The following is a 23,215-nucleotide window of genomic DNA, read 5'->3' as shown; positions in this document are numbered from 1 at the left end:
CCCGGACGCCCCGCGTCCGGCCTTCATCATCATTCGTCGAAGCGCAGGTGGCGGACCGACTTGCCGTTGCGCCGGATAAGCTTAAGCGCCTCGATGCCGATCTGGATATGGTTTTCCACGAACTGGGAGCTGACCTTGGCATCGGAGGCCTCGGTCTTGACCCCGTCCGGGATCATCGGCTGGTCCGAAACCAGCAGCAGCGCGCCGCTGGGGATGTGGTTGGCGAAGCCGGCGGCGAACACCGTAGCCGTTTCCATGTCGATGGCCATGCAGCGCATTGCCCGCAGCCGCTCCTTGAAGGCCTCGTCGTGCTCCCAGACCCGGCGGTTGGTGGTGTAGACGGTGCCGGTCCAGTAATCGTGGCCGAGGTCGCGGATCATGGTCGAAACCGCACGCTGCAGCGCGAAGGCCGGCAGCGCCGGTACTTCCGGTGGCAGGTAGTCGCCCGAGGTGCCCTCGCCGCGGATCGCCGCGATCGGGAGCACCAGGTCGCCCAGCTGGTTCTTGCGCTTGAGGCCGCCGCACTTGCCCAGGAACAACACCGCCTTGGGCATCACCGCCGACAGCAGGTCCATGATGATCGCGGCATTGGGACTGCCCATGCCGAAGTTGATCATGGTGATGCCATCGATGGTGGCACTGGCCATCGGCCGGTCCAGGCCGATGACCGGCGCACCGGTCAGCTCCGAGAACGTATGCAGGTAGCCGCCGAAGTTGGTCAGCAGGATGTGCTGGCCGAACTGGTCCAGCGGTACGCCGGTATAGCGCGGCAGCCAGTTGTCGACGATTTCCTGCTTGCTCTTCATGGACGGTCCGGTACGGCGGGGGACCGGCTATTTTCGGCCAGCCGGGCGATGCCGTCGAGCAGCCGCACGCCACCATGTGAAGAAGGTCACTTGGCAAGCACGCCACCACCCGGCTAGCGTCGGCGGCTTGGACTACGCCGCGAGGGGAACTGCATGGCATCGACGTTGTTGCGCGCCGGGGTGGCACTGGCGCTGCTTTCATTGAGCACGGCACCGGCAGTGGGCGCCTCGCGCTTCGTCGCCGATCCCTATCCCAGCACCTACCAGGCGCATCCCGATGCGCCAGTGCTGATCCAGAACGCTACCGTGCTGACTGGCACCGGCCAGCGGCTGGACAACGCCGACGTGCTGCTGCGCGATGGTCGCATCGTCGCGGTCGGCCGCCAGCTGCAGGCTGACCCCGGCATCGCCCGCATCGACGCGCAGGGCAAGTGGGTGACCCCGGGCCTGATCGACGTGCACTCGCATCTGGGCGTGTACCCCAGCCCCGGTGTTGGCGCGCACAGCGACGGCAACGAGATGACCGCACCGGTCACCGCCAATGTCTGGGCCGAACACTCGGTGTGGCCGCAGGACCCGGGCTTCGCCACCGCGCTGGCCGGCGGCGTGACCAGCATGCAGGTGCTGCCGGGCTCGGCCAACCTGGTGGGGGGCCGCGGCGTGACCCTCAAGAACGTACCCGCGGTGACCTACCAGGCGATGAAGTTCCCCGGTGCGCCCTGGGGCCTGAAAATGGCCTGCGGTGAGAATCCCAAGCGGGTCTACGGCGAAGGCAAGGGTGTGACGCCGGCCACGCGCATGGGCAACGTGGCCGGCTATCGCGCGGCCTTCATCGATGCCGCCGACTACATCGCCAAGAACAAACCCAAGCCGGCCAAGCGCAAGGGCTGGTTCGGCAACGACAAGGGCGACAGTGCCGGTGATGCCGGCGGCAAGCGCGATCTCAAGCTGGACACCCTGGCCGGTGCGATCGAAGGCGACATCCGCGTGCACATCCACTGCTACCGCGCCGACGAAATGGCCACCATGCTCGACCTGGCCAAGGAATTCGGCTTCAAGGTCGCTGCGTTCCACCATGGCGTGGAGGCCTACAAGCTGGCCGACCGGCTGGCCGCCGACGGCGTCTGCGGCGCGTTGTGGGCCGACTGGTGGGGCTTCAAGATGGAAGCCTTCGACGGTATCCCGGAGAACATCGCGCTGGTCGACCGCCCGAAGAACAGCTGCGCCATCGTCCACTCCGATTCACCCGAGGGCATCCAGCGCCTGAACCAGGAAGCCGCCAAGGTGATGGCCTCCGCGCGACGCGCACGCATGCCGGAGATCACGCCCGAACATGCCATCACCTGGATGACCGCCAACGCCGCCAAGGCGCTGGGCATCGAAGGCCAGACCGGCACCCTGGAGGCCGGCAAGATGGCCGACGTGGTGGTGTGGAATGGCAATCCCTTCAGTTCGTATGCGCTGGCCGAGCAGGTCTTCATTGATGGCCGCAGGTTGTACGACCGCAGCACGCCGCAAGCGACGCCGCGTTCCGATTTCCAGCTTGGCCAGGAGGTGCGCTGATGGGCGTGTTGAACAAGAGTCGCCGGGCATGGCCCGGCGCTACCGTGGTGGCGTTGCTGTTGCTGGCAACCACGGCATCGGCGCAGGACCTGCTGGTGCGCAACGCAACGGTGCACACCGCCAGCACGCGTGGCAGCCTGCAGAACGCCGATGTGCTGGTGCAGGGCGGCATCATCCGCGCGGTGGGCAACGGCCTGTCGGCGCCGGCCGGCGCCACCGTGGTCGAGGCCAATGGCCGTCCCCTGACACCGGCACTGTTCGGTGGCATCACCGAGACTGGCATCGAAGAAGTTTCCGGTGAATCGAGCACGGTGGACAGTTCTCTGAAGATCGGCGAGCAACCGCTGCGGCCGGAATTCGACGTCACCCTCGCCTACAACCCGGCTTCAGTGCTGATTCCGGTAACGCGGCTGGAAGGCATCGGCTTCACTGCGCTGGGCGCCGCCACCGGCGGTGGCTTCGTGGCCGGCCAGGGCGGCGTGATGCGGCTGGATGGCAGCATCGATCCGATCGGTCCGCGCGCGCTGTTCCTGCGCATCGGCGCAGCGGCCTCAGAACTGACCGGCCATTCGCGCGCCGCACAGTGGATGCTGCTGCAGCAGATGATCGACGAGGCGCGTGGCCAGGTGGCTGCGGACTCGCCGCATGCGTTGCTGACCCCGGCCGGGCGCCGCACGCTCAGCCGTTACCTGGCCGGCCAGGGCCGCGTCGTGGTGGAAGTGGACCGTGCCGCCGACATCCGCCAGCTGCTGCGCTGGGCCGCCCGCGAGAAAGTGAAGATTGCCATCGCCGGCGCCAGCGAAGCCTGGCAGGTGGCCCCGGAACTGGCCGCTGCGCACGTGCCGGTGTTCGTCGACGTGCTGGCCAATCTGCCCGCCAGCTTCGACCAGATCGGTGCCACCCTGGAAAACGCTGCGCGCCTGCAGCGTGCTGGCGTAGCAGTCTCCTTCGTGCAGCGCGGCGACGCCACCCACAACGCGCGCAAGATGCGCCAGCTGGCCGGCAACGCGGTGGCCAACGGCCTGCCGTGGGCCGATGGCCTGGCCGGGCTGACCCGGGTGCCTGCACAGGCGTTCGGGGTGGCCGACCAGATCGGCAGCATCGAGCCCGGCAAGCGCGCCGACCTGGTGCTGTGGGAAGGCGATCCGCTGGACGTGGCGCACTATGCCGAGCAGGTCTGGCTGGGCGGCCGTGCGATGCCGATGCGCTCGCGCCAGACCGAACTGCGTGACCGCTACCTGCAGCGCAACGCGCAGCCCTGACCGCACACGAGGACACACCGATGGCGACACTGCGCTGGTACTTCGACTTCATCTCTCCGTACTCCTACCTGCACTGGCAGAAGCTGAAGCAGCTGCCGCAGTTCGCACAGATCCAGACCGTGCCGATCGCCTTCGGTGCGGTGCTGCATCACCTTGGCAATCTCGGTCCGGCGGAGATTCCGGCCAAGCGGCGCTTCATCTACCGCCAGCTGCTGTGGACCGCGCAGGCCGAGGGCACGCCGCTGCGCTTCCCGCCGGGCCATCCGTTCAACCCGTTGTCCGCCCTGCGCCTGTGCCTGGCCGCCGGTGCCAGCATGCAGGCGGTGGACGCGCTGTTCGACTGGATCTGGCGCGACGGCAATGCCGCCGACAGCGCCGAGGCGCTGCGCGAGCCCGGCGCCCGGCTCGGCATCGATGATGTCGCCACGGCCATCGCCGAACCGGCGGTCAAGGAGCAGTTGCGGCGCAATACCGAAGCCGCGATCAGCGCCGGCGTGTTCGGTGTGCCGACCCTGGCCATCGACGGGGAGCTGTTCTGGGGCAACGACGCCCACCCGCTGATGGCGGCGGTGCTGGCCGATCCGGGCCTGCTGCGGCAGCCCGAATGGCAGCGCCTGGCCACCCTGCCGGTGGCGGTGCAGCGCAGTCGCTGAACAGGGCGTGGCGCGTTTCCCTCGCGCGCCTGCCTGGGATTTGAGATAGATTTCACGTTTCCGAACCTACAACCGCCCTGGAGGGGGAGCCGCGGATGCGCATCGGAATCGTCGTCGACTCGGCCTGCGACCTGCCGCAGGCCTTCATTGCCGAACACAACATCGTGCTGCTGCCGATCACCGTACGCATCGGCGAAGCGGTGCTGGCCGATCATCGCGATGAGCAGGCCACGCTGAGCTTCCTGCACGCGCACGTTGCCGAACACGGTGCTGAAGCGGAAACCATTGCCTTCAGCGTCAACCAGATCCGCGACCTGTTCCTGCAGCAGCTGGTGATCGATTACGACCACGTGTTCTGCATGACCATCACCAAGACCCGCAGCCCGATCCACGACAACGCGCTGCAGGCCAGTTTCGCCATCCTCAACGACTACAAGCCGGTGCGGCAGGCAGCGGGCTACAACTCGCCGTTCGCGCTGCGCGTGCTCGACACCCAGAACCTGTTCGCCGCGCAGGCAGTGACCGCGGTGGAAGCGGTGCGCCTGCGCGACAGCAACGCCAGCGTGCAGCAGATCCGCGAGCGGCTGGAAGAACTGGCCGGCAACGTACACGGCTACATGGTCACCCGCGACCTGTACTACATGCGTGCGCGCGCACGGCACAAGGGCGATCGCAGCGTCGGCCTGCTCAGCGCCGCACTGGGCAGTGCGCTGGACATCAAGCCGGTGCTGCACGGTTACCGCGGCGAGACCGGGCCGGTGGCCAAGATCAAGGGCTTCGACAACGCCGTGCAGAAGCTGTTCGCGGTGGTTGGCCAGCGCGTGCGCGCCGGGCTGATGACACCGACGGTGTGCGTCAGCTACGGCGGTGAGCTGGACGAGCTGCGCACCCTGCCCGGCTATGCACAGCTGAAAGAGGTCTGCGCCACCCATGGCGTGACCGTGTACGAATCGGTGATGAGCCTGACCGGCATGGTCAATGTCGGCAAGGGCGCGGTCACCGTGGGCTTCGCCGATGGGCCGCATCGGTTCGAGTGAGGCCCCAACGCGGCGCGGATCTGCACATCGATTCCACCGCGGTTGTGCCAGTCTTCCCGCACTTCAAGGAGAACTCCATGCCTGCGCAGTACCACATCAGCCTGCCCGACCCGTCCAAGGCCCGCGGCAATGACCCTGACCTGTCCTTCCATTCGCAGGGCGCCGCCGGTTTCGCCGAAGAGCTGCAGGATGCGCTGCGCAATGGCAGCCTGTTCGAGCGCTGGAAGGCCAAGCAGCCTGACCCGGACGCGGTGGAACCGCAGTGGGGCGTAACCGACCCGGACGCCACCGTTACCGGCGAACAGAAGGACCTGCGCATCAACCTGGTGGCCACCACCCGTATTGACAGTGACGTGTTCAAGCAGCGCCTGCGCCTTCTGGCCGGCAGCCATTGGGAGCTGCGCGACGTGCGCTGAGGCAACCGCCCGCCGGGCATGGCCCGGCGCTACCGCCCGCACGTCGTGATCGGCCCGGCGCCGATGGGCGTGCTCTGGTAGATGCCAACCTTGGTTGGCGCTTGCACAAACGGCTGCCAACCAAGGTTGGCAACTACCAAGCCGCAGGGCATGGCCCGGCGCTACCGACACGATGGATAGCACCGGGCCATGCCCGGCGTTTCCATTTCCCTACCAGCCACCGCCCAGCGCGCGGTACAGCTCCACCCGCGCGATCGCAGCCGTGGCCTGGCTGTTGGCCAGCGCGGCCTGGTTGTCCAGCGCGATGCGCTGGGTGGTCAGCACATCCAGCATGTCGACCACGCCAGCCTGGTACTGCCGGCGCGCCGCGCCCAGTGCGCTCTCGCTCTCGTCCACCGCCACATGCAGCTGCACCGTGCGCTGCTGCTCGGCGGCATAGCCATCGATGGCGTCGTCCACTTCATGCCAGGCCTGCAACACGGTACGGCGGAACTGCAGCGCCGACTGTTGCTGCTGCAGCCTGCTCAGCGCGAGATTGGCCTTCAGCCGCCCGCCCTGGAAGATCGGTACGCTGATCGACGGGCCGATGCTGAAGCGGTGCGCGTTCCACCCATCCAGATCATCCAGCTGCTTGGCCTGGAACCCAGCGTCGCCATTCAAGGTGATGCGCGGCAGGAAACTGGCCTTGGCCACGCCGATGCCGGCGGTTGCCGCATGCAGTGCCGCTTCGGCACGACGGATGTCCGGGCGACGCTCGGCCAGTTCGCTGGGCACCCCCACCGCTACGGCCGGCAACGCCGGCCAGTCACGGCGTGCATCCTGCAGCTGCGCGTCCAGCGCCTGCGGCGGCTGCGCCAGCAGGAACGCCAGCGCATTGCGCAGCTGCGATTCACGATGCCGCAGCGGCGCGATGCGTGCCTGCAGCGATGCCACCTGCGCGGACGCGCTGGACACCTGCAGCGTGCTGGCCACGCCCTGTTGCTGGCGTGCCTCGGTCAGGCGCTTCATGTCGAGGGCGATGCTGAGGTTGTCCTCGGTGATCGCCAGCAGCTGCCGCGTCGCGCGCAGCTGCAGGTAATCACGCGCGGTTTCCGCCAGCAGCGCGATGCGCACCGCGTGTGCATCCTCCTCGGCCATCTGCACGCGTGCGTCGGCCGCTTCCACCTGGCGGCGCACACGCCCCCACAGGTCCAGTTCCCAGCTCAGGCCGATGCCGGCCTGGAACAGCCCGTAGTCATCACGGCCGCCGTTGCCGGACGGATCATTCAGGCCCACCTCGCTGTTGCGTGCACGCACGCCACTGGCGCTCGCGCTGACGCTGGGCAGGCGATCGGCGACGGTGATGCCACGTGCGGCGCGGCTCTGCTGCACGCGGTTGGCGGCCAGCTGCAGGTCCAGGTTGGCCGCGAGCACCTGGCCGGCAAGCTGCCCCAGCAGTGGATCGTCGAAGCCGGCCCACCAGGCCGCGTCCTGGTCGATGGCGTTGCCGGCGACCGCCTCACCCTGCCAGTGGCTGGGCAGTTCCGCCTGCGGGCGTACGAAGTCCGGACCCATCGTGCAGGCAGCCAGGGCCGTGCACAGGCTGGCCGCAACGAAGGTGCGGAACAGGGTGACTGCGCTCATGCACCCTCCCCGCTCTTGTGGCCCGGACTGTGCTGCACGCTCTGCGCGCGGGCGCGGCTGCCCAGGTCAACACTGGCTTCCACCGACATGCCGGCACGCAACTGGTCCAGCAGTGGCTGGCCGGGTTCCAGCACGATCTTGACCGGAATGCGCTGCACCACCTTGGTGAAGTTGCCGGTGGCGTTTTCCGGTGCGACGGCGGCGAAGGTGACGCCGGTGGCCGGTGCGATGCTGTCGATGTGCCCGCGCAGCGGCTTGCCCGGGAACACGTCCACCTTCAGTTCGACCTGCTGGCCGGCCTGCATGCGGGTCATCTGCGTTTCCTGGAAGTTGGCGACCACGAAGGCGCGCTTCAGCGGCACCACCGCAGCCACCGGCGTACCTGGGGTGAGGTAGGCGCCCATGCGCACAGCGCGGCGGCCGACCATGCCGTCGATCGGCGCGCGCAGCACGGTGTGCGACAGGTCCAGTTCGGCACGCGCCTGCGCCGCTTCTGCACGCTGTACCGCCGCCTGCGCGGCCTGCACGCCAGCGCTGAGGATGTCGGTGCGCTGGCGTGCGGTCGACAGTGCGGCCTGGCCCTGCTGCAGATGCGCACTGGCCACGGCCTGCTTCGACTGCGCCTGCTGGGCGTTCTGCACGGTGCCGGCGCCATCACGGGCCAGTTCGCGGTAACGCTGCTGGTCGGCGCTGGCCAGGGTCAGTTCGGAACGGCTGACATCGACACTGGCCCTGGCCTGTTCAATCAGCGAGTCCTGCTGGGCAAGTGCGGCCTGCGCGTTGGCCAGCTGTGCACGGGCATTGGCGAGGTCGGCACGGGCCGCCTGCAGGGCCACCTGGTAGTCGCGGTCGTCGATGCGGGCAAGCACGTCGCCCGCCTTCACCGACTGGTTGTCCTCTACTTCCACGGCACTGACGAAGCCGGGAATCTTCGGCGCAACCAGCGTGTAGTCGGCAACGACATAGGCATTGTTGGTGGTCTGGTGACCGCCGTCGCGCAGCAGCAGCCAGGCACCGATGGCCAGGGCCAGCACGCCCAGGCCCAGGCCGGTATTGAGAGTGGTTCGATTGATCGTCATGAGGGGGCTCCTGCGAAAGGTTCAGGCCACGGCACGTGGCGGATGGATGCGGGTGGGCATCCAGGCAATGAGGGGAATGAAGGCCAGCGCCACCAGCGCGACCAGCCAGTACAGGTCGGCCGAGGTCAGCGCCTGCACCTGCGCATGCAGGCGCGCCCCCAGCTGCGGGCCCTCGGCCAGCCACGGCTGCTCGCCAAGGCGGTCGACCAGCACGGTGGAATGGAAATGACGGCGGCCCTGGGCGACGGCATCCAGCACGCCGCTGGCGAGCACGGCAGCAAAGCCCTTGACCGTGTTGAACCACGCCGAGGCGAACGGACCGTCCTGCGGTGCCAGCCCGCCAGTGGCCAGCATCAGCAGCGGCAACACCGCCATCGGCTGGGCGAATACCTGCAGCAGCTGTACCCACAGGAAGTTGTCGCGGATCCAGGCCACATCCAGATGCGAGCCCAGCCAGCAGGCCAAGGCCAGCATCGCCAGGCCGGTGGCCTGCACCCAGCGGCAATCCACTGCACGGATGTTCAGCAACGCCGCCACCAACGGCAGTGCGATCGCTTGTGGCAGCGCCACCCACAGCAGCATCGGTGCGGTCTGCAATGGCCGGTAGCCCTGAACGCTGGCCAGGAAACCGGAGGGAATCGAGATCACCGCCAGCAGCACGAACAGCACGCCGCCCAGGGTCACCAGCGAGTAGCTGAGGTTGCGGTTGGCCAGCAGCTGCAGCTTGAAGAATGGCAGCGGGTGGAACCATTCATTGATCATGAACAGCACCATCAGGCCGGCGCCGCCACCGATCATCAGGGTGATCATCGGCGAGTCGAACCAGTTCAGGCGCGGGCCCTGCACCAGGCCCAGCACCAGCAGCACCAGCGCCGGCAGGCCCAGCGCCAGGCCCACGCCATCGAACTGGGCAAAACGCTCCAGCCGCAGCGGGTCCTGTGGCAGGCCCCAGCTGACCATCGCCATGGCGGCCAGGCAGTACGGCACGATCTGCCAGAACGCCCAGTGCCAGCCCACCTGCTCGACCCAGAACGCGGCCAGCGGCGTGCCCATGCTCGGGCCGAAGGTGGCGGTCAACGCGTAACCCGCCAGGCCATACAGCTTGATGCCCGGCGGCAGGAAGCGCAGTGCCACGCTCATCAGCAGCGGCGGCAGCGCACCACCACACAGCCCCTGCAGCGCGCGCAGCAGCAGGAACACCTGCAGGTTCGGGGCAAGCGGGCAGAGCACGCCCAGCACCATGAAGCCACCAATCATCACCAGCGCGAAGCGGCGCAGCGAGAAGGTGGCGGCACACCACGGGGCGAAGGCCATCGCGCTGACCGACATCGCGCTGTAGAGGGCGACGATCCAGCTGCCGTCGTCGACGCTGAAACCCATCGCACCGCGGATGTCAGCCAGGGCGACCTTGGTGATGTTCTCGTTGAAGCCCGACACCAGCACCGCCAGCAGCACGCCACACAGGCCGACCAGAACGCGGCGGTCGAGCCCGGGGGCGGCGGCAGGACGGGGCGCTGCAGCGGCCGGGACAGCGGCGGCCGGCGTACTCATCGCCGGGCACCGATCCGTGCAGTGCACGGCATATTGGGGGTCATTGGAATGCGCTCAGTGAAACTCCGGGGAGCGCAGTCTAGGGAGACGGTACCCTGCGAAAAATGGCGCGGCCGGCATCCCAGGCGTGCGTCCGGCGCACGCCTGCCGCCAATCAGTGGCGAGCCGCCTCGACCGAATCGCACATGCTCTTGATCGCCCGCCGCAGCCACTGGTGGGCCGGATCGTTGTCCATCCGCGGGTGCCAGGCCTGCACCAGCGCAACGGTACGCACCGGTACCGGCAACGGGAACATGCGCAGCGGCAGGCCCATGTGGGCGATGCGGTCGAGCATCACACTCGGCATCTGCGGCAGCACCAGGTCCGAATCGGCAGCGGCGAAGATCGCACCATGGAAGGTGGGAATCACCACCGCCACCCGCCGCTGCAGGCCCAGCGCTGCCAGCTCCTCGTCGATCGGTCCGTGCGCCAGGCCGCGCCGGGACACCGCGATGTGATCGCAGGCAGCGAAACGTTCGGCGCTGATATCGCCATCGAACAAGGGATGGTCGGCGCGCGCCGCACCCAGCAGCGAGGTGGTGAACAGGTGCTGCACCTTGGTTTCCGGGCTGTGCTTGCCAGCGGTGCTGATGTACAGGTCGATTCGCCCCTGCACCATCGCATCATCATCGGTATCGCCCTCGGGTACGAAGCGCAGCATGCAGCCCGGTGCCTGCTGGCGGAACACCTCGCGCAGCCGCCCACCGTAGCTGCCGATGAACACATCGTTGGCGCGCACGCTGAAGGTCCGTTCCAGGGTTGCCATGTCCACTTCACGACCGGCATTGAACACGCGGTGCGCCTGCTCGATGACGTCGCGGACCTGCTCGCGCAGTTCCAGCGCGCGCGGGGTGGGGGCCAGGCCGCGGCCGGCGCGCACCAGCACCGGGTCGCCAAGCGCGGTCCGGATCCGGCCGAGGGTACGGCTCATCGCCGGCGCGCTCAGGTTCATCCGCCGCGCGGCGGCGGTCACGCTGCATTCGTCGATCAGCACGTCCAGTGCCAACAACAGGTTCAGGTCCGGCAGGGGCATGACAGTCTCCAGTAAATCAGATGACTCTACGACACTCGTTACCGGCATGGAGTGCGTTTGACGCATTCATTGACTGCCGCGCACGGCATGGGTGCGCGCGGTGACATCGGCGACCATCCCCGTCCTGCAAAGGAGACATCCATGTTCACTACCCTGCTGGTCGCCCTCGACGGTGGCCCCCAGCACGCACGCGTGCTGGACCTGGCCGCCGCCATTGCCGGCCCCCGCAGCCGCCTGCACCTGCTGTGCGTGCTCGACCCCGAATTCGCGCTGGCGGCCGATGCCAGCGAAGCCGACCGCATCGAGTACCCGGAAGCCGCCCGCCAGCGCTCGCGGGCCGAAGCGGTGCTGGCCGAAGCCCTGGCCGAGCTGCGCGAGCGCGGCGTCGACGCCATCGCGCAGATTCCCTCGGGTGACCCGGGCGAAGTGATCAGCGAGCAGGCCCGGCGCCTGAAGTGCGATCTGATCGTCATCGGCCACCGCCACCTGTCCCGCCTGGAACGCCTGTTCGAACCCTCGATCGGGCAATGGACCATCGACCACGCGCCCTGTCCCGTGCTGGTGGAAACCCGCGACCCACAACCCTAGCAACCATGGCCTCCCGTTCCCCGTTGTTTCCCACCCGCGTCAACTACCGCGCCTTCGGCCGCCAGTTCGGCCGCGGCGAACAGGCACTGCTGGCGGCGATACGCCAGCTGCACGATCCTGATCAACAGGCCGATGGACTCGCCCAGCTGAGCAGCCTCGGTATTGATCCCGAAGGCTGCGACGCGTTCGTCGGCCTGCTGCCGCTGCTGGCCACGCCCACCGCCCCGATCGACCTGCTGCCCGCCGGCTCACCGTTCATCGCGGCCAGCGAACTGGACCTGCTGGTCTGCCTCCTGCGCATCGCACAATGGCGGCATGCCCGCCCGCGCGAAGATGACGCACTGGCTCCGCTGCGCCAGCAGCTGGCGCGCTGTGCGATGGCCGTGCAGGCGGCAAACCTGCCGTTGCGCCAGCGCTCGTTGTCACCGGTCGGGCTGAGGTTGCTCGATCCCACCGGCTGGTTGCGGCAGCGCTGACCCGGCCGCGCCGCCCGTGCGCAATCACGCACGGGGACCGGGCACCCGGCGCGCTCAGCAATCCATCCTGCCGTGCGCACTGCCTTCGTCGTCGAGCACGTGCGCATGCAGGATCACCTGGTTGCGACCGGCACGCTTGGCGGCGTACAGGCCGGCATCGGCATCCGCCAGCAACTGATCGGCGCTGGCCAGAGCCGGTGGGTGCAGGTAGCCCACGCCGATGCTGATACTGACCGACCCTTCGGGCAGTGGCAGCGCCGCCACCGCCTCACGCAGGCGCTCGGCCAGCGCCAGCACGCCCGACAGCGGGCTTCCGGGCACGATCACCGCAAATTCCTCGCCGCCGTAACGGGCAACACTGTCACCGGCACGGCCGGCACTGATCTTCAGGACCGTGGCCACGGCCTGCAGGCAGCGGTCCCCGGCCGGATGTCCGTGGCGGTCGTTGAAGACCTTGAAATGGTCGATGTCCAGCAACAGCAGCCCCAGCTCGCTGCCGCTGCGCCGCGCGCGGTTCCATTCCGCCAGCAGCAGTGCATCGAACTCGCGCCGGTTGGCCACACCGGTCAGGCCATCCTGCCGAGCGAGCTGGTCCAGCGATGCTTGCCGTTCCATCAGGTCCACCTGCAGCAGGATGCTGCGCACGCCGAAGCCCAGCGTTGCCACCACGAAGCCGGTGACCGCCAGCGGCCGCGCATGGTCGACCACCAGGGTACCGACCACCAGCAGCAGCAATGGCAGGATCATCGGCCCCGCCGCCTGCACCGTTCTGCCCAGCCTCGGGTGCATCACGAACGTCGGCGCAGGCGCCTGGCTCATCGCCAGCAACGCCAGCAGCAGGAACGGCAGGTCGATCAGCAGATCGTTGTAGGCACCGAAGGACTGTTCCGAGGTGTAGTGGTTGATGTAGTACGCCACCATCAGGTAGCCCACCGCGTAGATCGCCAGCGCGCGGAAGAAGTTGCGCCGCTCCGGAACGTCGCCCACCAGCCAGCGCACCACCGCAAACCCGGCAATGCACAGATTCTGGATATCGAACATGCGCTGCATGTTGGACAACGCGTGGTCGTCGATGTCGACGCGCGCGGCGAACGACTGCGCATGCACGAAGAACAGCACGCCCAGCAATGCGGCCATCGCCGCATCGATCAGGCTGATGCTCAGCCGCTCGCGGCGTGCACGGGCCAGGATGAACACCAGCGGCACGCCGTACAGCACATACAGGAACAGGCTGGCCTGCGGCGTGACATCGGCACGGCCGGCACCGAGCGCGTCGATCATGTTGACGGCCATGCCACCCGCCCAGAGCAGCAGCGCCAGAGCGGTAGCGCGCCAGCCGAGTGCGGCACGGTCGCGGCGCGCCCGCCACAGGCAGGCCGCCGCCGCCAGCAACGGGGCACCCGTGAGGAACCCGAAGGAACCCGCACCGGCGGGACCCGGCCACAGGGCCACGACCAGGCCGTGGCACAGCACATACAGCAGCGCCAGCACTACCGGCATGCATCCCCCGATCCGCAAGGCCGTATGGACGCACGATAGCCCCGCCCGCGCCACGGCCACGTGATCCAATACGGCAATACGACACTTCGCGTGCCCCGCCATGGTAGTGCCGGCCGCTGGCCGGCAATCCCAGGGAATCACAGGGCTGCAGGTTGCCGGCCAGCGGCCGGCACTACCGGAAAGCCGTCAGCCGTGCAGGGCGTGGGCGTGGTGGGCGATGTGCTCGCCGATGAAACTGGCGATGAAGTAGTAGCTGTGGTCGTAGCCCGGCTGCAGGCGCAGGGTCAGCGGATGGCCGGCGGCATCACAGGCCTGCTGCAGGCGCTGCGGTTGCAGTTGGGTCTGCAGGAATTCGTCCGCCTCGCCCTGGTCGACCAGCAACGGCAGGCGCTCAGTGGCCACGGCGACCAGTTCGCTGGCATCCCACAGCGCCCAGTCCGCCGGGTTGTCGCCCAGGTAGGCGTGGAAGGCCTTCTGCCCCCACGGCACGTGGCTGGGCGCGACGATCGGCGAGAACGCCGACACGCTGCGGTAGCGCCCCGGGTTGCGCAGTGCGATCACCAGCGCACCGTGACCGCCCATCGAGTGGCCGCTGATGCCACGCGCATCGGTGACCGGGAAATCCGCCTCGATCAGTGCCGGCAGTTCCTGCGCCACGTAGTCGTGCATGCGGTAGTGCTTCGCCCACGGTGCGCGGGTGGCATTGAGGTAGAACCCCGCCCCCTTGCCCAGGTCATAGCCCTCGGCATCGGCCACGTCATCGCCGCGCGGGCTGGTGTCGGGCGCGACGATGACCACGCCGTGCTCGGCCGCGTAGCGCTGTGCGCCGGCCTTGGTGATGAAATTCTGCTCGGTGCAGGTCAGCCCGCTCAGCCAGTACAGTACCGGCAGTTTCTGCGTTTCCGCCTGCGGCGGCAGGTACACGGCGAACTGCATGTCGCAGCCCAGCGTGGTGGAGTGATGGCGGTAGACGTCCTGCCAGCCGCCGAAACAGGCGCGGTGTTCAATGCGTTCCATGGTGCTCTCCTGCGCGGCGCGTCAGCGCGCTTCTGGTAGATGCCGACCTTCCACGCGCGGCGTGGATGCCTTTGTTGATCCGTTCATCCAGCTGCGCCAGCAGGCGCAGCAACGATTCGACGCCAGGCTGGCCATCAAGATTGCGCCAGGCCGCCACGGCTACATCGCTGCGCGGCGGCCACTGCCCGGCCGCGCGCGCCTCATGAAGGCTCGGCAGGAATACCTGCGCAAGCCACTGCTCGAACGGCATGCCATCGTCGCTGCCGAAGGCCGAGGTCACCGCACGCGGTGGCCCCACCTCCCCCACTACCCAGCCCAGCGCACGCAACGCCTGCTCGATCGGAACCACCAGGGCCGCGCGCGGGTCTTCCGCACGCGGCCGGCGCAGGGCATCCAGCCAGCCCATGACGCGGCTCAGTAGTGGACCACCGACCGGATCGACTTGCCTTCGTGCATCAGGTCGAAGGCTTCGTTGATCTTGTCCAGGTCCATGGTATGGGTGACGAACGGGGCCAGTTCGATATCGCCTTTCATCGCGTCTTCCACCATGCCCGGTAGCTGGCTGCGGCCCTTCACGCCACCGAAAGCAGTACCCATCCACTTGCGGCCGGTCACCAGCTGGAACGGACGGGTGGAGATCTCCTGGCCCGAACCGGCCACGCCGATCACCACGCTCTGGCCCCAGCCACGATGCGCGCATTCCAGCGCCGCGCGCATCACGTTGACGTTGCCGATGCACTCGAAGCTGTGGTCCACGCCCCAGGTGGTCATCTCGACGATGACCTGCTGGATCGGCTTGTCGTAGTCCTTCGGGTTGATGCAGTCGGTGGCGCCGAATTCGCGGGCCAGCTCGAACTTGGACGGGTTGGTGTCCACCGCGATGATGCGGCCGGCCTTGGCCTGGCGCGCACCCTGGATCACCGCCAGGCCGATGCCACCCAGGCCGAACACCGCCACGCTGTCGCCTTCCTGCACCTTGGCGGTGTTGTGCACCGCGCCGATGCCGGTGGTGACGCCACAACCGAGCAGGCAGACGTGCTCCGGGTTCGCGTCCGGATTGATCTTCGCCAGCGAGACTTCGGCCACCACGGTGTACTCGCTGAAGGTCGAGCAACCCATGTAGTGGTACAGCGGCTCGCCGTTGTAGCTGAAGCGGCTGGTGCCGTCAGGCATCACGCCCTTGCCCTGGGTGGCACGCACCGACACGCACAGATTGGTCTTGCCGCTCTTGCAGAACAGGCACTCGCCGCACTCGGCGGTGTACAGCGGAATGACGTGGTCGCCCGGCTTGACGCTGGTCACGCCCTCGCCCACTTCCACCACGATGCCGGCGCCTTCATGGCCCAGCACCACCGGGAACAGGCCTTCCGGATCATCGCCGGACAGGGTGAATGCATCGGTGTGGCAGACACCGGTGTGGGTGATCTTGACCAGCACTTCGCCCTTCTTCGGCGGGGCGACGTCGATCTCGACGATCTGCAGCGGCTGGCCGGGACCAAAGGCGACGGCGGCACGGGACTTCATGGTGGCTTCTCCAGGATCAGGCGGAAAGGGAATGGCAGGAGGATCGGCGCGATATGGCGCCGATGCTTATTTCAGGTACGAGCGGATCAACGCGCTCATGTCGCGCACGCGTTCGGCGCGTTGTTCGTCGGAGGCCGCGGGTTGCCCGAACTCCTCGCGCAGATGGGCCTCCATCACCTCGGACATCAGGCCGTTGACCGCGCCACGGATGGCGGCGATCTGCTGCAGCACCGGCCCGCAGTCGGCACCGGCTTCCAGCGCGCGATCCAGCGCATCGCACTGGCCGCGGATGCGGCGCACGCGGGCCAGGACCTTCTTCTTCTCTTCGGGGGAGTGCGGCATGGCGGGGCCACCTCGGAACTATACTGGGGGATAGTATACACACAGGGGCGAATGAAGCCATCTGGTGCTGCCGAGGCATGCCCCAGGGACAGATCAGCCCAGAATATGAATGAACAATAAATAGATTCATTTGTTACTTTTTCATGACGTAGGGTGTCGCATTCGCCCCTGCGTTTACCCCTGAGTCACATTGGCGTGACCAGGGAGAAATCATGTACCGACCGTTGTTCGCCCGCAGTCGCTTGTCTGTCGCGCTGGGTTCGGCATTGGTGCTGGTGGCCGCCGCACCGGCCATGGCGCAGCAGGCCGCCACGCAGGAACAGAAGGCCGAGTCCGCCAGCAGCAAGACCCCCGTGCAGCTGGACCGGATGACCGTCACCGGCTCGCGCATCTACCGCGCCGGTTTCGACACGCTCGAGCCGGCCGCGGTGGTCAGCCGTGAATCGATCGAGAACTATGGCGACACCAACCTCATCGACGCGGTGACCCGGATTCCCGGGGTCAGTGCCGGCGTCAGTTCGCGCGGCGACCAGGCAGGCTTCGGTGCAGGCGTCAACTTCGCCAGCAAGTTCGGCCTGGGCAGCAATCGCCTGCTGACACTGGTCAATGGACGCCGCTTCGTCACCTCTACACCGCCCACCATCTTCGGAGCCGGCGGCGGCTCCGGCATCCAGGTCGACATGAACGCCATTCCCAGCGTCATGGTGCAACGCATTGAAAGCCTGAGCGTGGGCGGTGCCCCCACCTATGGCTCGGACGCAATCTCCGGCGTCAACAACATCATCCTGCGCGACAAGTTCGATGGCGCCGAAGTCGAGCTCGGCTACGGCAGGACCAGCAAGAACGACAACGAGCGCTACTCCTGGTCGGCCATCTTCGGTACCGACTTCGCTGATGGGCGCGGCCACATCGTGGTGGCCGCCGAGCTGGACAACGCCGACGGCGTGAACGCGCTGCAACGTGATTTCTACCGCCAGGGTTACAGCCTGCAGGCTAACCCGACCGCCGCCAACGCCCGTAACTTCCAGCCTTGGCGCCAGCCGGGCAATGACGGTCGCATCGACGGCAGCATTCCGTTCAACACCGGGCCGGCCGACGGCATTCCCGACCAGGTCTGGATCCGCAACCGGCGCATTGCCAGCATGACCTTCGGTGGCCTGGTGATGCCGGCCACCGGCAGCTACACGCGCAACGGCCTGGGTGACATCCTTGGCTTCGGCCCGAACAAAGACAAACTGTGGCAGTTCAACAACGAGGGCAAGCTGGTCGAGTTCAACCCGGGCATCAGCTACGCGGGCGGCAATGCTTCCGGCGGTGACGGCCTGAACCTGTTTGAGACGGTGCCGTTGATCGCCGACCTCGAACGACGCTCGGTGTTCTCCACCGGCAGCTTCGACTTCACCGACAATGTGCGCGGCTTCTTCGAGCTTTCGCGATACGAAGCGACCGCCCGCGAAACCCTGGATCAGAATGTCTACAACGCCGTCTCCTTCGGCAATGCGCGCCTGGACGGTGGCGGTACAGCCAGCGGCGCGCTGACCTTCAGTGCCAGCAATCCGTTCCTCAGTGCGGAAACCCGCAAGATCCTCGCCGACAACGGTATCACCTCGTTCCGGCTGTCGCGTTCTTCGCGCGACCTGTCGATGAACAACGCCAGCACCGAAACCCGCCTGACCCGTGCGGTGCTTGGCCTGAGCGGTGCGTTCAATGTTGGACAACGCAACTTCAACTGGGAAGCCAGCGTCACCCACGGCCGTGGTGACTTCGACTACCTCGGCACCGGCCTGATCCAGCAGAACTTCATCAATGCGATCAATGTGACCACCGATGCCAGCGGCCGCATCATATGCGATGCCACCCGCCCAGGCACCACGGCCGATGCGAACTGCCGCCCGCTGAACCTGTTCGGCGAAAACCAGGCATCGCGCGAAGCCCTGGACTATGTCTCCACCCGAACCGTGGCCAAGGCGCAGACCCGTCAGACCGTGATCAACACTTCGCTGTCCGGCGGTCTGTTCGATCTTCCCGGTGGTGAGCTTTCCGTTGCAGCCGGCTTCGAACACCGCCGCGAAGAAGGTTCCTTCACCCCCAGCGAGTACCAGCGCCTGGGCCAGGGCCGCTCGGTGCCGACCCAGGCGGCCGAGGGCAAGTACCACACCAACGAAGTGTTCGCCGAAGTGCTGGCGCCACTGTTCAATCCCGACTGGGACCTCCCGGGCCTGCATCGCCTGGACCTGACCGCCAAGTTCCGCCGCGTCGACAATTCCGTCGCCGGCGCGTTCAATGCGTTCACCTACGGCATCCAGTACGAACCGATCGCCGGCCTGCAGCTGCGCGGCAACAAGACCCAGTCACTGCGCGCGCCCTCCATCGCCGAGCTCTACACCACACAGCAGCCGGCCTACTACAACATCCCGGAAGTGTGCTCGCTGGACAACATCAGCGGCGGCTCCATTCCGGCGGTGCGTCGCCGCAACTGCCAGGCGTTCTTCGCCGCTTACCCGGGTGCTGATCCGAACACTTTCCGCCAGCAGCCGACCAACACGCTGGGCTCGACCAACGGCAGCACCCGCCTTCAGAACGAAACGGCGAAGTCGTGGACGGCCGGCATCGTGTTCGCACCCGAGTGGATCCCCGGCCTGCGCGTCGCTGCCGACTGGTACGACATCAAGATCAACAACGTGATCACCTCGCTGAGCGCCAACGACATCATCACCGGTTGCTTCGACAACGCCGACTTCAATGCCGCCAACGTGCCCAATGCCAACCGCTTCTGCGGTCTGGTGACGCGTGATCCGAACACCGGCGTGGCCACCGACATCAAGACCGAATATGGCAACGGCCCGGTGCTGATGTTCCGCGGCTGGACTGCCGAAGTCGGCTACCGCTGGGACCTGTCGCGCTTCGGCGTGCTGGACCTGGACTTCTACGGCTACATGCCGAAGAACCGTGGCCAGGCCGCGAACCGGGACGTGCCGTTCGTCGAACAGGCGGGCAGCTTCAACGAGCCCAAGCGCCAGTTCCGCTGGACCGCCCAGCACCGCATCGGCAACTGGAACTACGGCGTGGCCTCCAACTACACCAGCCGGGCCCAGTACACCATGACCGATACCCCGGAAAGCCGTCAGTACTTCTATCGAGACAGCTGGACCACCTGGGACGCCAACGTCACCTACCGCATCACCGATGCCGCGCGCGTGACGTTGTCGGTGATCAACGTGGGCGATGACATCGGGCCGTTCCCGTATGTGCTGGATTCACTGGGCCGTCGCTACATGGCCAGCCTGCGCTACAACTTCAAGTAGGCCCAGCGCAGCTGGTTGCAAAGGCGGGGCCTGGATTCCAGGCCCCGCTCAATCGAACAATCCCTCACCCGCCAGCCGGGTCAGCTCATCCACCACATAGCGCACCTTGGGCCGCAGGTGGCGCGTCGGTGGCCACAGCGCATGGATGTCGATGTGCCGCTGCATGTGCTCGTCCAGCACCGATTGCAGCGCGCCGGAGTCCATATGGCGACGCACCAGTGAAACCGGCATCTGGCAGATACCGAGCCCGGCGATGGCCGCTTCGATCACCGCGTCGCCATCATTGAGTTGATAGGGCGCACTGGGAATGAACGTTCCCTCGTCCTCCTCGCTGCCGATCCGCCACCAGATCGGTTGCCCGTGGCGGAAGCCGACGATGCTGCGGTGCTGCGCCAGTTCCTCCACCGCGCGCGGCACGCCATGTGCCTGCAGGTACGCCGGCGCTGCGCAGGTAACCAGCCGCTGGCGCCCCAGCCGGCGTGCGACCAGATGCTCGGCATGGTGCAGCCCACCAAAACGGATCAGCAGATCGATGCCCTCTTCGACGGGATCGACGAAGTGATCGGTGAAGGTCATCGTCAACTGCAGGTCCGGGTACTGCCGGCACAACCGCAGCAGCACCGGCAGCACCACCAGCCGCCCGAACGAGGACGGCATGTCGATGCGCAGCCGTCCACTGGGCAGGCCAGCCGACCCCAGGCAGGCCTCGGCCGCGGAGATTTCTTCCAGCGCGGCCGCACAGGAGGCGTAGTACGCCTCGCCATCGGTGGTCAGTGCGATGCGCCGCGTAGTGCGATGGAACAGTCGCACGCCCAGCCGCGCTTCCAGCCGGGCGATGGCCTTGCCCACGGCCGAGCGCGAGATGCCCAGCGCGTCTGCCGCCTCGGTGAAGCTGCCCGAGCGTGCGGTAGTGACGAACGTGACCAGGCCATTCAAGGATTCCAGAGGCAGCATCGCTCTCACTCCATTGGGGACAAATAGTCCCGAACCAAGGGAGATCGAAGCGCTTTATGCGCTCGCATGTCAACTCCATCCTGTGTGCATCGCGCCGCTGGCGCCTCCCCCGCACCGAGATGACCGACATGACCGCCGCCCTCTTCCGCCCCTTCAACCTGTCAGGAACCGCTCTGCGCAACCGCATCGCGATGGCCCCGATGACCCGCGCCCGCAACCCCGGCGTCGTAGCCAACGAACTGACCGCGCAGTACTACCGGCAGCGTGCCAGCGCCGGCCTGATCATCAGTGAAGGCACACCGGTCTCGCCGCAGGGCCAGGGCTACATCGACGTGCCGGGCATCTGGTCGGCCGAACAGGTGGCCGGGTGGAAGCTCGTCACCGAGGCCGTACACGCCGAGCAGGGCAGGATCTTCGCCCAGCTCTGGCACGTCGGCCGCATGTCGCATGCCTCGCTGCAGCCCGGGGGTGGGCAACCGGTCAGCGCCGGTACCCGCCCGGTCGCCAGCGCACCGAAGAACACCTCGTTCGTGTATCTGGACGATGGCAGCCGTGGCCATGCTGATCCCACCCCGGCACGTGCACTGGCCACCGAAGAGATCCCGGGCATCATTGCCGACTTCGCACGGGGCGCCGACAACGCCATCGCCGCCGGTTTCGACGGCATCGAACTGCATGCGGCCAACGGCTACCTGTTCGAGCAGTTCCTCAACCCGCTCATCAATGTACGCGAGGACCGCTACGGTGGCTCGCTGCCCAACCGCGCACGGCTGATCCTGGAGACCGTCGACGCGATGGCCCAGCGCATCGGCGCCCACCGCATCGGCGTGCGCCTGGCACCGAACAACCTCACCTTCGACATGCCGTTCTACCCCGACAACGAAGCCACCTATCTGTACCTGGCCGAGGAATTGGGCAAGCGCGGCTTGGCCTATGTGCACCTCAATGACAACCTGCAGGCGGGGCAGTCGGTGCTGGGCGAGGCGTTCCTGCAGCAGTTCAAGCAGGCCTACGGTGGCACGTTGATCCTGGCCGGCGGCATGACCCGCGAACGTGCCCTGCAACTGGTCGAGACCGGCATCATCGACCTGGCCGCATTCGGCCAACCGTTCATCGCCAACCCGGATCTGGTCGAGCGCCTGCAACGCGACGACGCGCTGGCCACGCCCGACCGCAATACCTATTACGGTGGCGGCGAGGCAGGCTACCTCGATTACCCGCGCGCGCAGTAGATCCATGCTGCGTGGATGCGGCCGTACCCGCACGGCGGGCGTACACTGCCCGCCCGGATTCGCTGGATGCGCCCATGGATACGCCCACCGCATCATTCATCGTCAATCTCGACGTTCCCGATCTTGCAGTGGCTGAAGGCTTCTACACCGAAGCCTTCGGCCTACGGATCGGCCGCCGCCTCGGCCCGGGCGCCGTGGAACTGCTCGGTGGACCAACGCCGTTGTACCTGCTGCAGAACGAGGCCGGCAGCGCCGCCACCGAGGACGGCGACGTGCGCGATTACGAGCGCCATTGGACGCCGCTGCACCTGGACTGGGTGGTGGATGACATCGAGACCGCACTGGCGCGTGCGGTTTCCGCGGGAGCGACACTCGAGCAGTCCGTGCGCGAGCGACGCTGGGGGCGCATCGCCGTGCTGGCCGATCCGTTCGGCCACGGCTTCTGCCTGATCCAGTTCAGTGGCGAAGGCTACGACGCGCTGGTCGAATGACCGATGCGCCTCTCACCACGGCAACGGCACCGCCTCGCCGTTGGCGCGCTCGCCGTAGTACAGCGATGGCAGCAGACGCGAGAGGAAACTGAACTCGGTGTAGCAGTGCTTGAGCAGGCCCAGGCCAACCGCATCGCTGGCATCATGCTGCGGATCGGTGCTGTCCAGGCCAAGCACGAAGCGGCTGCGCAGCACGCAGCCGAACGGCGTATCGCGTGCCACATGCAGCATCTGCCCGTCACAGGGATCACCGTGCGCATCCAGTCGCACGTGATCACCGAAGCCGATGCGCGCGGCGATCACCGCCGATACATCGCCTGCATCCAGTGCCGCCTGCAGGCGCTCTGGCACCAGCAGCGTGTGCGGGTCATGGAACTTCAAACGCGCCGCCACCGGCGGAATGTCGGCCAGCGATTCCACCGCATGGATGCTGGCGCCGTGGTAGCTGCGTCCGCGCTGCCAGGCCTCGTCCCAGCCGCGGTGCTCGACATGGTCGACCGGATGCCACCAGCGGATGTGCTGGGTGGTCTCGAAGAAGGTGAACCACCAGTCCAGCATGCGGCCCTTGCAACCGTGCAGGTCAGTGCGCACCGCCACCAGCAAGGTGCCGTCTTCGCGGCGCTGGATGCCGGTTTCCAGATGCATCGGCGCCGGGTCGAGCAGATCGTGGTGGTCCAGCCAGGCGCGGGCGTTCACAGCGGTATCCATCGGCGTCTCCTTTGGG

General features: G+C 67.2%; 21 protein-coding genes and 1 pseudogene. 10 read left to right on the top strand and 12 right to left on the bottom strand.

Features of this window, described 5'->3' with window-relative positions; translation table 11 throughout:
* Positions 1-29: 29 nt before the first annotated feature.
* A complete protein-coding gene (locus AC0Z6F_RS12120; RefSeq protein ID WP_005414446.1) occupies positions 30-806 on the bottom strand; it encodes an AMP nucleosidase in 777 nt (258 codons plus the stop codon).
* 153 nt (positions 807-959) lie between these two features.
* Here AC0Z6F_RS12120 and AC0Z6F_RS12115 point away from each other — a divergent pair, with 153 nt between their 5' ends.
* The 5 genes from AC0Z6F_RS12115 to AC0Z6F_RS12095 all read left to right on the top strand — a co-directional run bounded on the left by AC0Z6F_RS12115 (position 960) and on the right by AC0Z6F_RS12095 (position 5,737).
* On the top strand, positions 960-2,369 hold the full coding sequence (locus tag AC0Z6F_RS12115) for an amidohydrolase (protein WP_197584874.1): 1,410 nt from the start codon (positions 960-962) through the stop codon (positions 2,367-2,369).
* Positions 2,369-3,631: an amidohydrolase family protein gene (locus AC0Z6F_RS12110; protein ID WP_485616914.1), complete on the top strand. Its 1,263-nt coding sequence runs from the start codon at positions 2,369-2,371 to the stop codon at positions 3,629-3,631. The genes AC0Z6F_RS12115 and AC0Z6F_RS12110 overlap by 1 nt, the downstream gene beginning before the upstream one ends.
* 20 nt (positions 3,632-3,651) lie before the next feature.
* Positions 3,652-4,284, top strand: a complete 633-nt coding sequence (locus AC0Z6F_RS12105; RefSeq protein ID WP_012512071.1) for a 2-hydroxychromene-2-carboxylate isomerase — start codon at positions 3,652-3,654, stop codon at positions 4,282-4,284.
* Positions 4,285-4,379: 95 nt separating this feature from the next.
* Positions 4,380-5,321, top strand: a complete 942-nt coding sequence (locus AC0Z6F_RS12100; protein WP_006384416.1) for a DegV family protein — start codon at positions 4,380-4,382, stop codon at positions 5,319-5,321.
* Positions 5,322-5,398: 77 nt separating this feature from the next.
* Positions 5,399-5,737 carry a hypothetical protein gene (locus AC0Z6F_RS12095; protein ID WP_012512073.1) on the top strand — a complete coding sequence of 113 codons (339 nt, stop codon included), beginning with the start codon at positions 5,399-5,401 and terminating at the stop codon, positions 5,735-5,737.
* 210 nt (positions 5,738-5,947) lie between these two features.
* Here the strand turns inward: AC0Z6F_RS12095 and AC0Z6F_RS12090 are convergent, their stop codons facing one another.
* The 4 genes from AC0Z6F_RS12090 to AC0Z6F_RS12075 all read right to left on the bottom strand — a co-directional run bounded on the left by AC0Z6F_RS12090 (position 5,948) and on the right by AC0Z6F_RS12075 (position 11,062).
* Entirely contained in the window at positions 5,948-7,360 is a 1,413-nt protein-coding gene (locus AC0Z6F_RS12090) for an efflux transporter outer membrane subunit (protein ID WP_485616913.1), read from the bottom strand.
* Positions 7,357-8,439, bottom strand: coding sequence for an HlyD family secretion protein (locus AC0Z6F_RS12085; protein ID WP_485616912.1), 1,083 nt, complete (start codon positions 8,437-8,439; stop codon positions 7,357-7,359). Before AC0Z6F_RS12085 ends, AC0Z6F_RS12090 begins: the two co-directional genes overlap by 4 nt.
* A gap of 21 nt (positions 8,440-8,460) precedes the next feature.
* Positions 8,461-9,990, bottom strand: a complete 1,530-nt coding sequence (locus tag AC0Z6F_RS12080) for an MFS transporter (protein WP_100435252.1) — start codon at positions 9,988-9,990, stop codon at positions 8,461-8,463.
* A 154-nt stretch (positions 9,991-10,144) separates the two neighbouring features.
* Positions 10,145-11,062, bottom strand: a complete 918-nt coding sequence (locus AC0Z6F_RS12075) for a LysR family transcriptional regulator (RefSeq protein ID WP_485616910.1) — start codon at positions 11,060-11,062, stop codon at positions 10,145-10,147.
* Between the two features lie 141 nt (positions 11,063-11,203).
* On the opposite strand from AC0Z6F_RS12075, the gene AC0Z6F_RS12070 reads away from it, so the two are divergent.
* Positions 11,204-11,650, top strand: a complete 447-nt coding sequence (locus AC0Z6F_RS12070; protein ID WP_012512077.1) for a universal stress protein — start codon at positions 11,204-11,206, stop codon at positions 11,648-11,650.
* A gap of 5 nt (positions 11,651-11,655) precedes the next feature.
* Positions 11,656-12,126: a hypothetical protein gene (locus AC0Z6F_RS12065; RefSeq protein ID WP_012512078.1), complete on the top strand. Its 471-nt coding sequence runs from the start codon at positions 11,656-11,658 to the stop codon at positions 12,124-12,126.
* Positions 12,127-12,180: 54 nt separating this feature from the next.
* Here AC0Z6F_RS12065 and AC0Z6F_RS12060 read toward each other — a convergent pair whose 3' ends face one another.
* The 5 genes and pseudogenes from AC0Z6F_RS12060 to frmR all read right to left on the bottom strand — a co-directional run bounded on the left by AC0Z6F_RS12060 (position 12,181) and on the right by frmR (position 16,509).
* Positions 12,181-13,626, bottom strand: coding sequence for a GGDEF domain-containing protein (locus AC0Z6F_RS12060; protein WP_012512079.1), 1,446 nt, complete (start codon positions 13,624-13,626; stop codon positions 12,181-12,183).
* Between the two features lie 186 nt (positions 13,627-13,812).
* Entirely contained in the window at positions 13,813-14,643 is an 831-nt protein-coding gene (gene fghA / locus AC0Z6F_RS12055) for an S-formylglutathione hydrolase (RefSeq protein ID WP_485616908.1), read from the bottom strand.
* Between the two features lie 49 nt (positions 14,644-14,692).
* Positions 14,693-15,049: pseudogene (locus AC0Z6F_RS12050) on the bottom strand (YqcC family protein); the annotation flags it as partial.
* Positions 15,050-15,057: 8 nt separating this feature from the next.
* Entirely contained in the window at positions 15,058-16,167 is a 1,110-nt protein-coding gene (locus AC0Z6F_RS12045; RefSeq protein WP_012512082.1) for an S-(hydroxymethyl)glutathione dehydrogenase/class III alcohol dehydrogenase, read from the bottom strand.
* A 66-nt stretch (positions 16,168-16,233) separates the two neighbouring features.
* A complete protein-coding gene (gene frmR, locus AC0Z6F_RS12040) occupies positions 16,234-16,509 on the bottom strand; it encodes a formaldehyde-responsive transcriptional repressor FrmR (protein ID WP_005411009.1) in 276 nt (91 codons plus the stop codon).
* A gap of 212 nt (positions 16,510-16,721) precedes the next feature.
* Here frmR and AC0Z6F_RS12035 point away from each other — a divergent pair, with 212 nt between their 5' ends.
* Positions 16,722-19,814 carry a TonB-dependent receptor domain-containing protein gene (locus tag AC0Z6F_RS12035; RefSeq protein ID WP_485616904.1) on the top strand — a complete coding sequence of 1,031 codons (3,093 nt, stop codon included), beginning with the start codon at positions 16,722-16,724 and terminating at the stop codon, positions 19,812-19,814.
* Between the two features lie 48 nt (positions 19,815-19,862).
* On the opposite strand, the gene AC0Z6F_RS12030 is transcribed toward AC0Z6F_RS12035, so the two are convergent.
* Entirely contained in the window at positions 19,863-20,768 is a 906-nt protein-coding gene (locus tag AC0Z6F_RS12030) for a LysR family transcriptional regulator (RefSeq protein WP_485616903.1), read from the bottom strand.
* A gap of 128 nt (positions 20,769-20,896) precedes the next feature.
* Here AC0Z6F_RS12030 and AC0Z6F_RS12025 point away from each other — a divergent pair, with 128 nt between their 5' ends.
* Positions 20,897-22,000, top strand: coding sequence for an alkene reductase (locus AC0Z6F_RS12025; protein ID WP_485616902.1), 1,104 nt, complete (start codon positions 20,897-20,899; stop codon positions 21,998-22,000).
* Positions 22,001-22,074: 74 nt separating this feature from the next.
* Positions 22,075-22,491: a VOC family protein gene (locus AC0Z6F_RS12020; protein WP_032972188.1), complete on the top strand. Its 417-nt coding sequence runs from the start codon at positions 22,075-22,077 to the stop codon at positions 22,489-22,491.
* A 12-nt stretch (positions 22,492-22,503) separates the two neighbouring features.
* Here AC0Z6F_RS12020 and AC0Z6F_RS12015 read toward each other — a convergent pair whose 3' ends face one another.
* Positions 22,504-23,199, bottom strand: coding sequence for a DAPG hydrolase family protein (locus AC0Z6F_RS12015; protein ID WP_006384679.1), 696 nt, complete (start codon positions 23,197-23,199; stop codon positions 22,504-22,506).
* Positions 23,200-23,215 lie beyond the last annotated feature (16 nt).

This window comes from Stenotrophomonas sp. 1L-E-5-B-C3 (genome assembly GCF_057292075.1).
The sequence above is the reverse complement of the archived record's forward strand: the minus strand, read 5'-3'. Positions and strand labels throughout refer to the sequence as shown.

Excerpts from the sequence above, each read along its gene's own strand:
- AC0Z6F_RS12110 (WP_485616914.1), top strand. The coding sequence starts at position 2,369 with ATGGGCGTGTTGAACAAGAGTCGCCGGGCATGGCCCGGCGCTACCGTG.
- AC0Z6F_RS12020 (WP_032972188.1), top strand. The coding sequence starts at position 22,075 with ATGGATACGCCCACCGCATCATTCATCGTCAATCTCGACGTTCCCGAT.
- AC0Z6F_RS12095 (WP_012512073.1), top strand. The coding sequence starts at position 5,399 with ATGCCTGCGCAGTACCACATCAGCCTGCCCGACCCGTCCAAGGCCCGC.
- AC0Z6F_RS12075 (WP_485616910.1), bottom strand. The coding sequence starts at position 11,062 with ATGCCCCTGCCGGACCTGAACCTGTTGTTGGCACTGGACGTGCTGATC.
- AC0Z6F_RS12085 (WP_485616912.1), bottom strand. The coding sequence starts at position 8,439 with ATGACGATCAATCGAACCACTCTCAATACCGGCCTGGGCCTGGGCGTG.
- AC0Z6F_RS12035 (WP_485616904.1), top strand. The coding sequence starts at position 16,722 with ATGTACCGACCGTTGTTCGCCCGCAGTCGCTTGTCTGTCGCGCTGGGT.
- AC0Z6F_RS12025 (WP_485616902.1), top strand. The coding sequence starts at position 20,897 with ATGACCGCCGCCCTCTTCCGCCCCTTCAACCTGTCAGGAACCGCTCTG.
- frmR (WP_005411009.1), bottom strand. The coding sequence starts at position 16,509 with ATGCCGCACTCCCCCGAAGAGAAGAAGAAGGTCCTGGCCCGCGTGCGC.
- AC0Z6F_RS12070 (WP_012512077.1), top strand. The coding sequence starts at position 11,204 with ATGTTCACTACCCTGCTGGTCGCCCTCGACGGTGGCCCCCAGCACGCA.
- AC0Z6F_RS12030 (WP_485616903.1), bottom strand. The coding sequence starts at position 20,768 with ATGCTGCCTCTGGAATCCTTGAATGGCCTGGTCACGTTCGTCACTACC.
- AC0Z6F_RS12100 (WP_006384416.1), top strand. The coding sequence starts at position 4,380 with ATGCGCATCGGAATCGTCGTCGACTCGGCCTGCGACCTGCCGCAGGCC.
- AC0Z6F_RS12060 (WP_012512079.1), bottom strand. The coding sequence starts at position 13,626 with ATGCCGGTAGTGCTGGCGCTGCTGTATGTGCTGTGCCACGGCCTGGTC.
- AC0Z6F_RS12065 (WP_012512078.1), top strand. The coding sequence starts at position 11,656 with ATGGCCTCCCGTTCCCCGTTGTTTCCCACCCGCGTCAACTACCGCGCC.
- AC0Z6F_RS12105 (WP_012512071.1), top strand. The coding sequence starts at position 3,652 with ATGGCGACACTGCGCTGGTACTTCGACTTCATCTCTCCGTACTCCTAC.
- AC0Z6F_RS12080 (WP_100435252.1), bottom strand. The coding sequence starts at position 9,990 with ATGAGTACGCCGGCCGCCGCTGTCCCGGCCGCTGCAGCGCCCCGTCCT.
- AC0Z6F_RS12115 (WP_197584874.1), top strand. The coding sequence starts at position 960 with ATGGCATCGACGTTGTTGCGCGCCGGGGTGGCACTGGCGCTGCTTTCA.
- AC0Z6F_RS12015 (WP_006384679.1), bottom strand. The coding sequence starts at position 23,199 with ATGGATACCGCTGTGAACGCCCGCGCCTGGCTGGACCACCACGATCTG.
- AC0Z6F_RS12045 (WP_012512082.1), bottom strand. The coding sequence starts at position 16,167 with ATGAAGTCCCGTGCCGCCGTCGCCTTTGGTCCCGGCCAGCCGCTGCAG.
- fghA (WP_485616908.1), bottom strand. The coding sequence starts at position 14,643 with ATGGAACGCATTGAACACCGCGCCTGTTTCGGCGGCTGGCAGGACGTC.
- AC0Z6F_RS12120 (WP_005414446.1), bottom strand. The coding sequence starts at position 806 with ATGAAGAGCAAGCAGGAAATCGTCGACAACTGGCTGCCGCGCTATACC.
- AC0Z6F_RS12090 (WP_485616913.1), bottom strand. The coding sequence starts at position 7,360 with ATGAGCGCAGTCACCCTGTTCCGCACCTTCGTTGCGGCCAGCCTGTGC.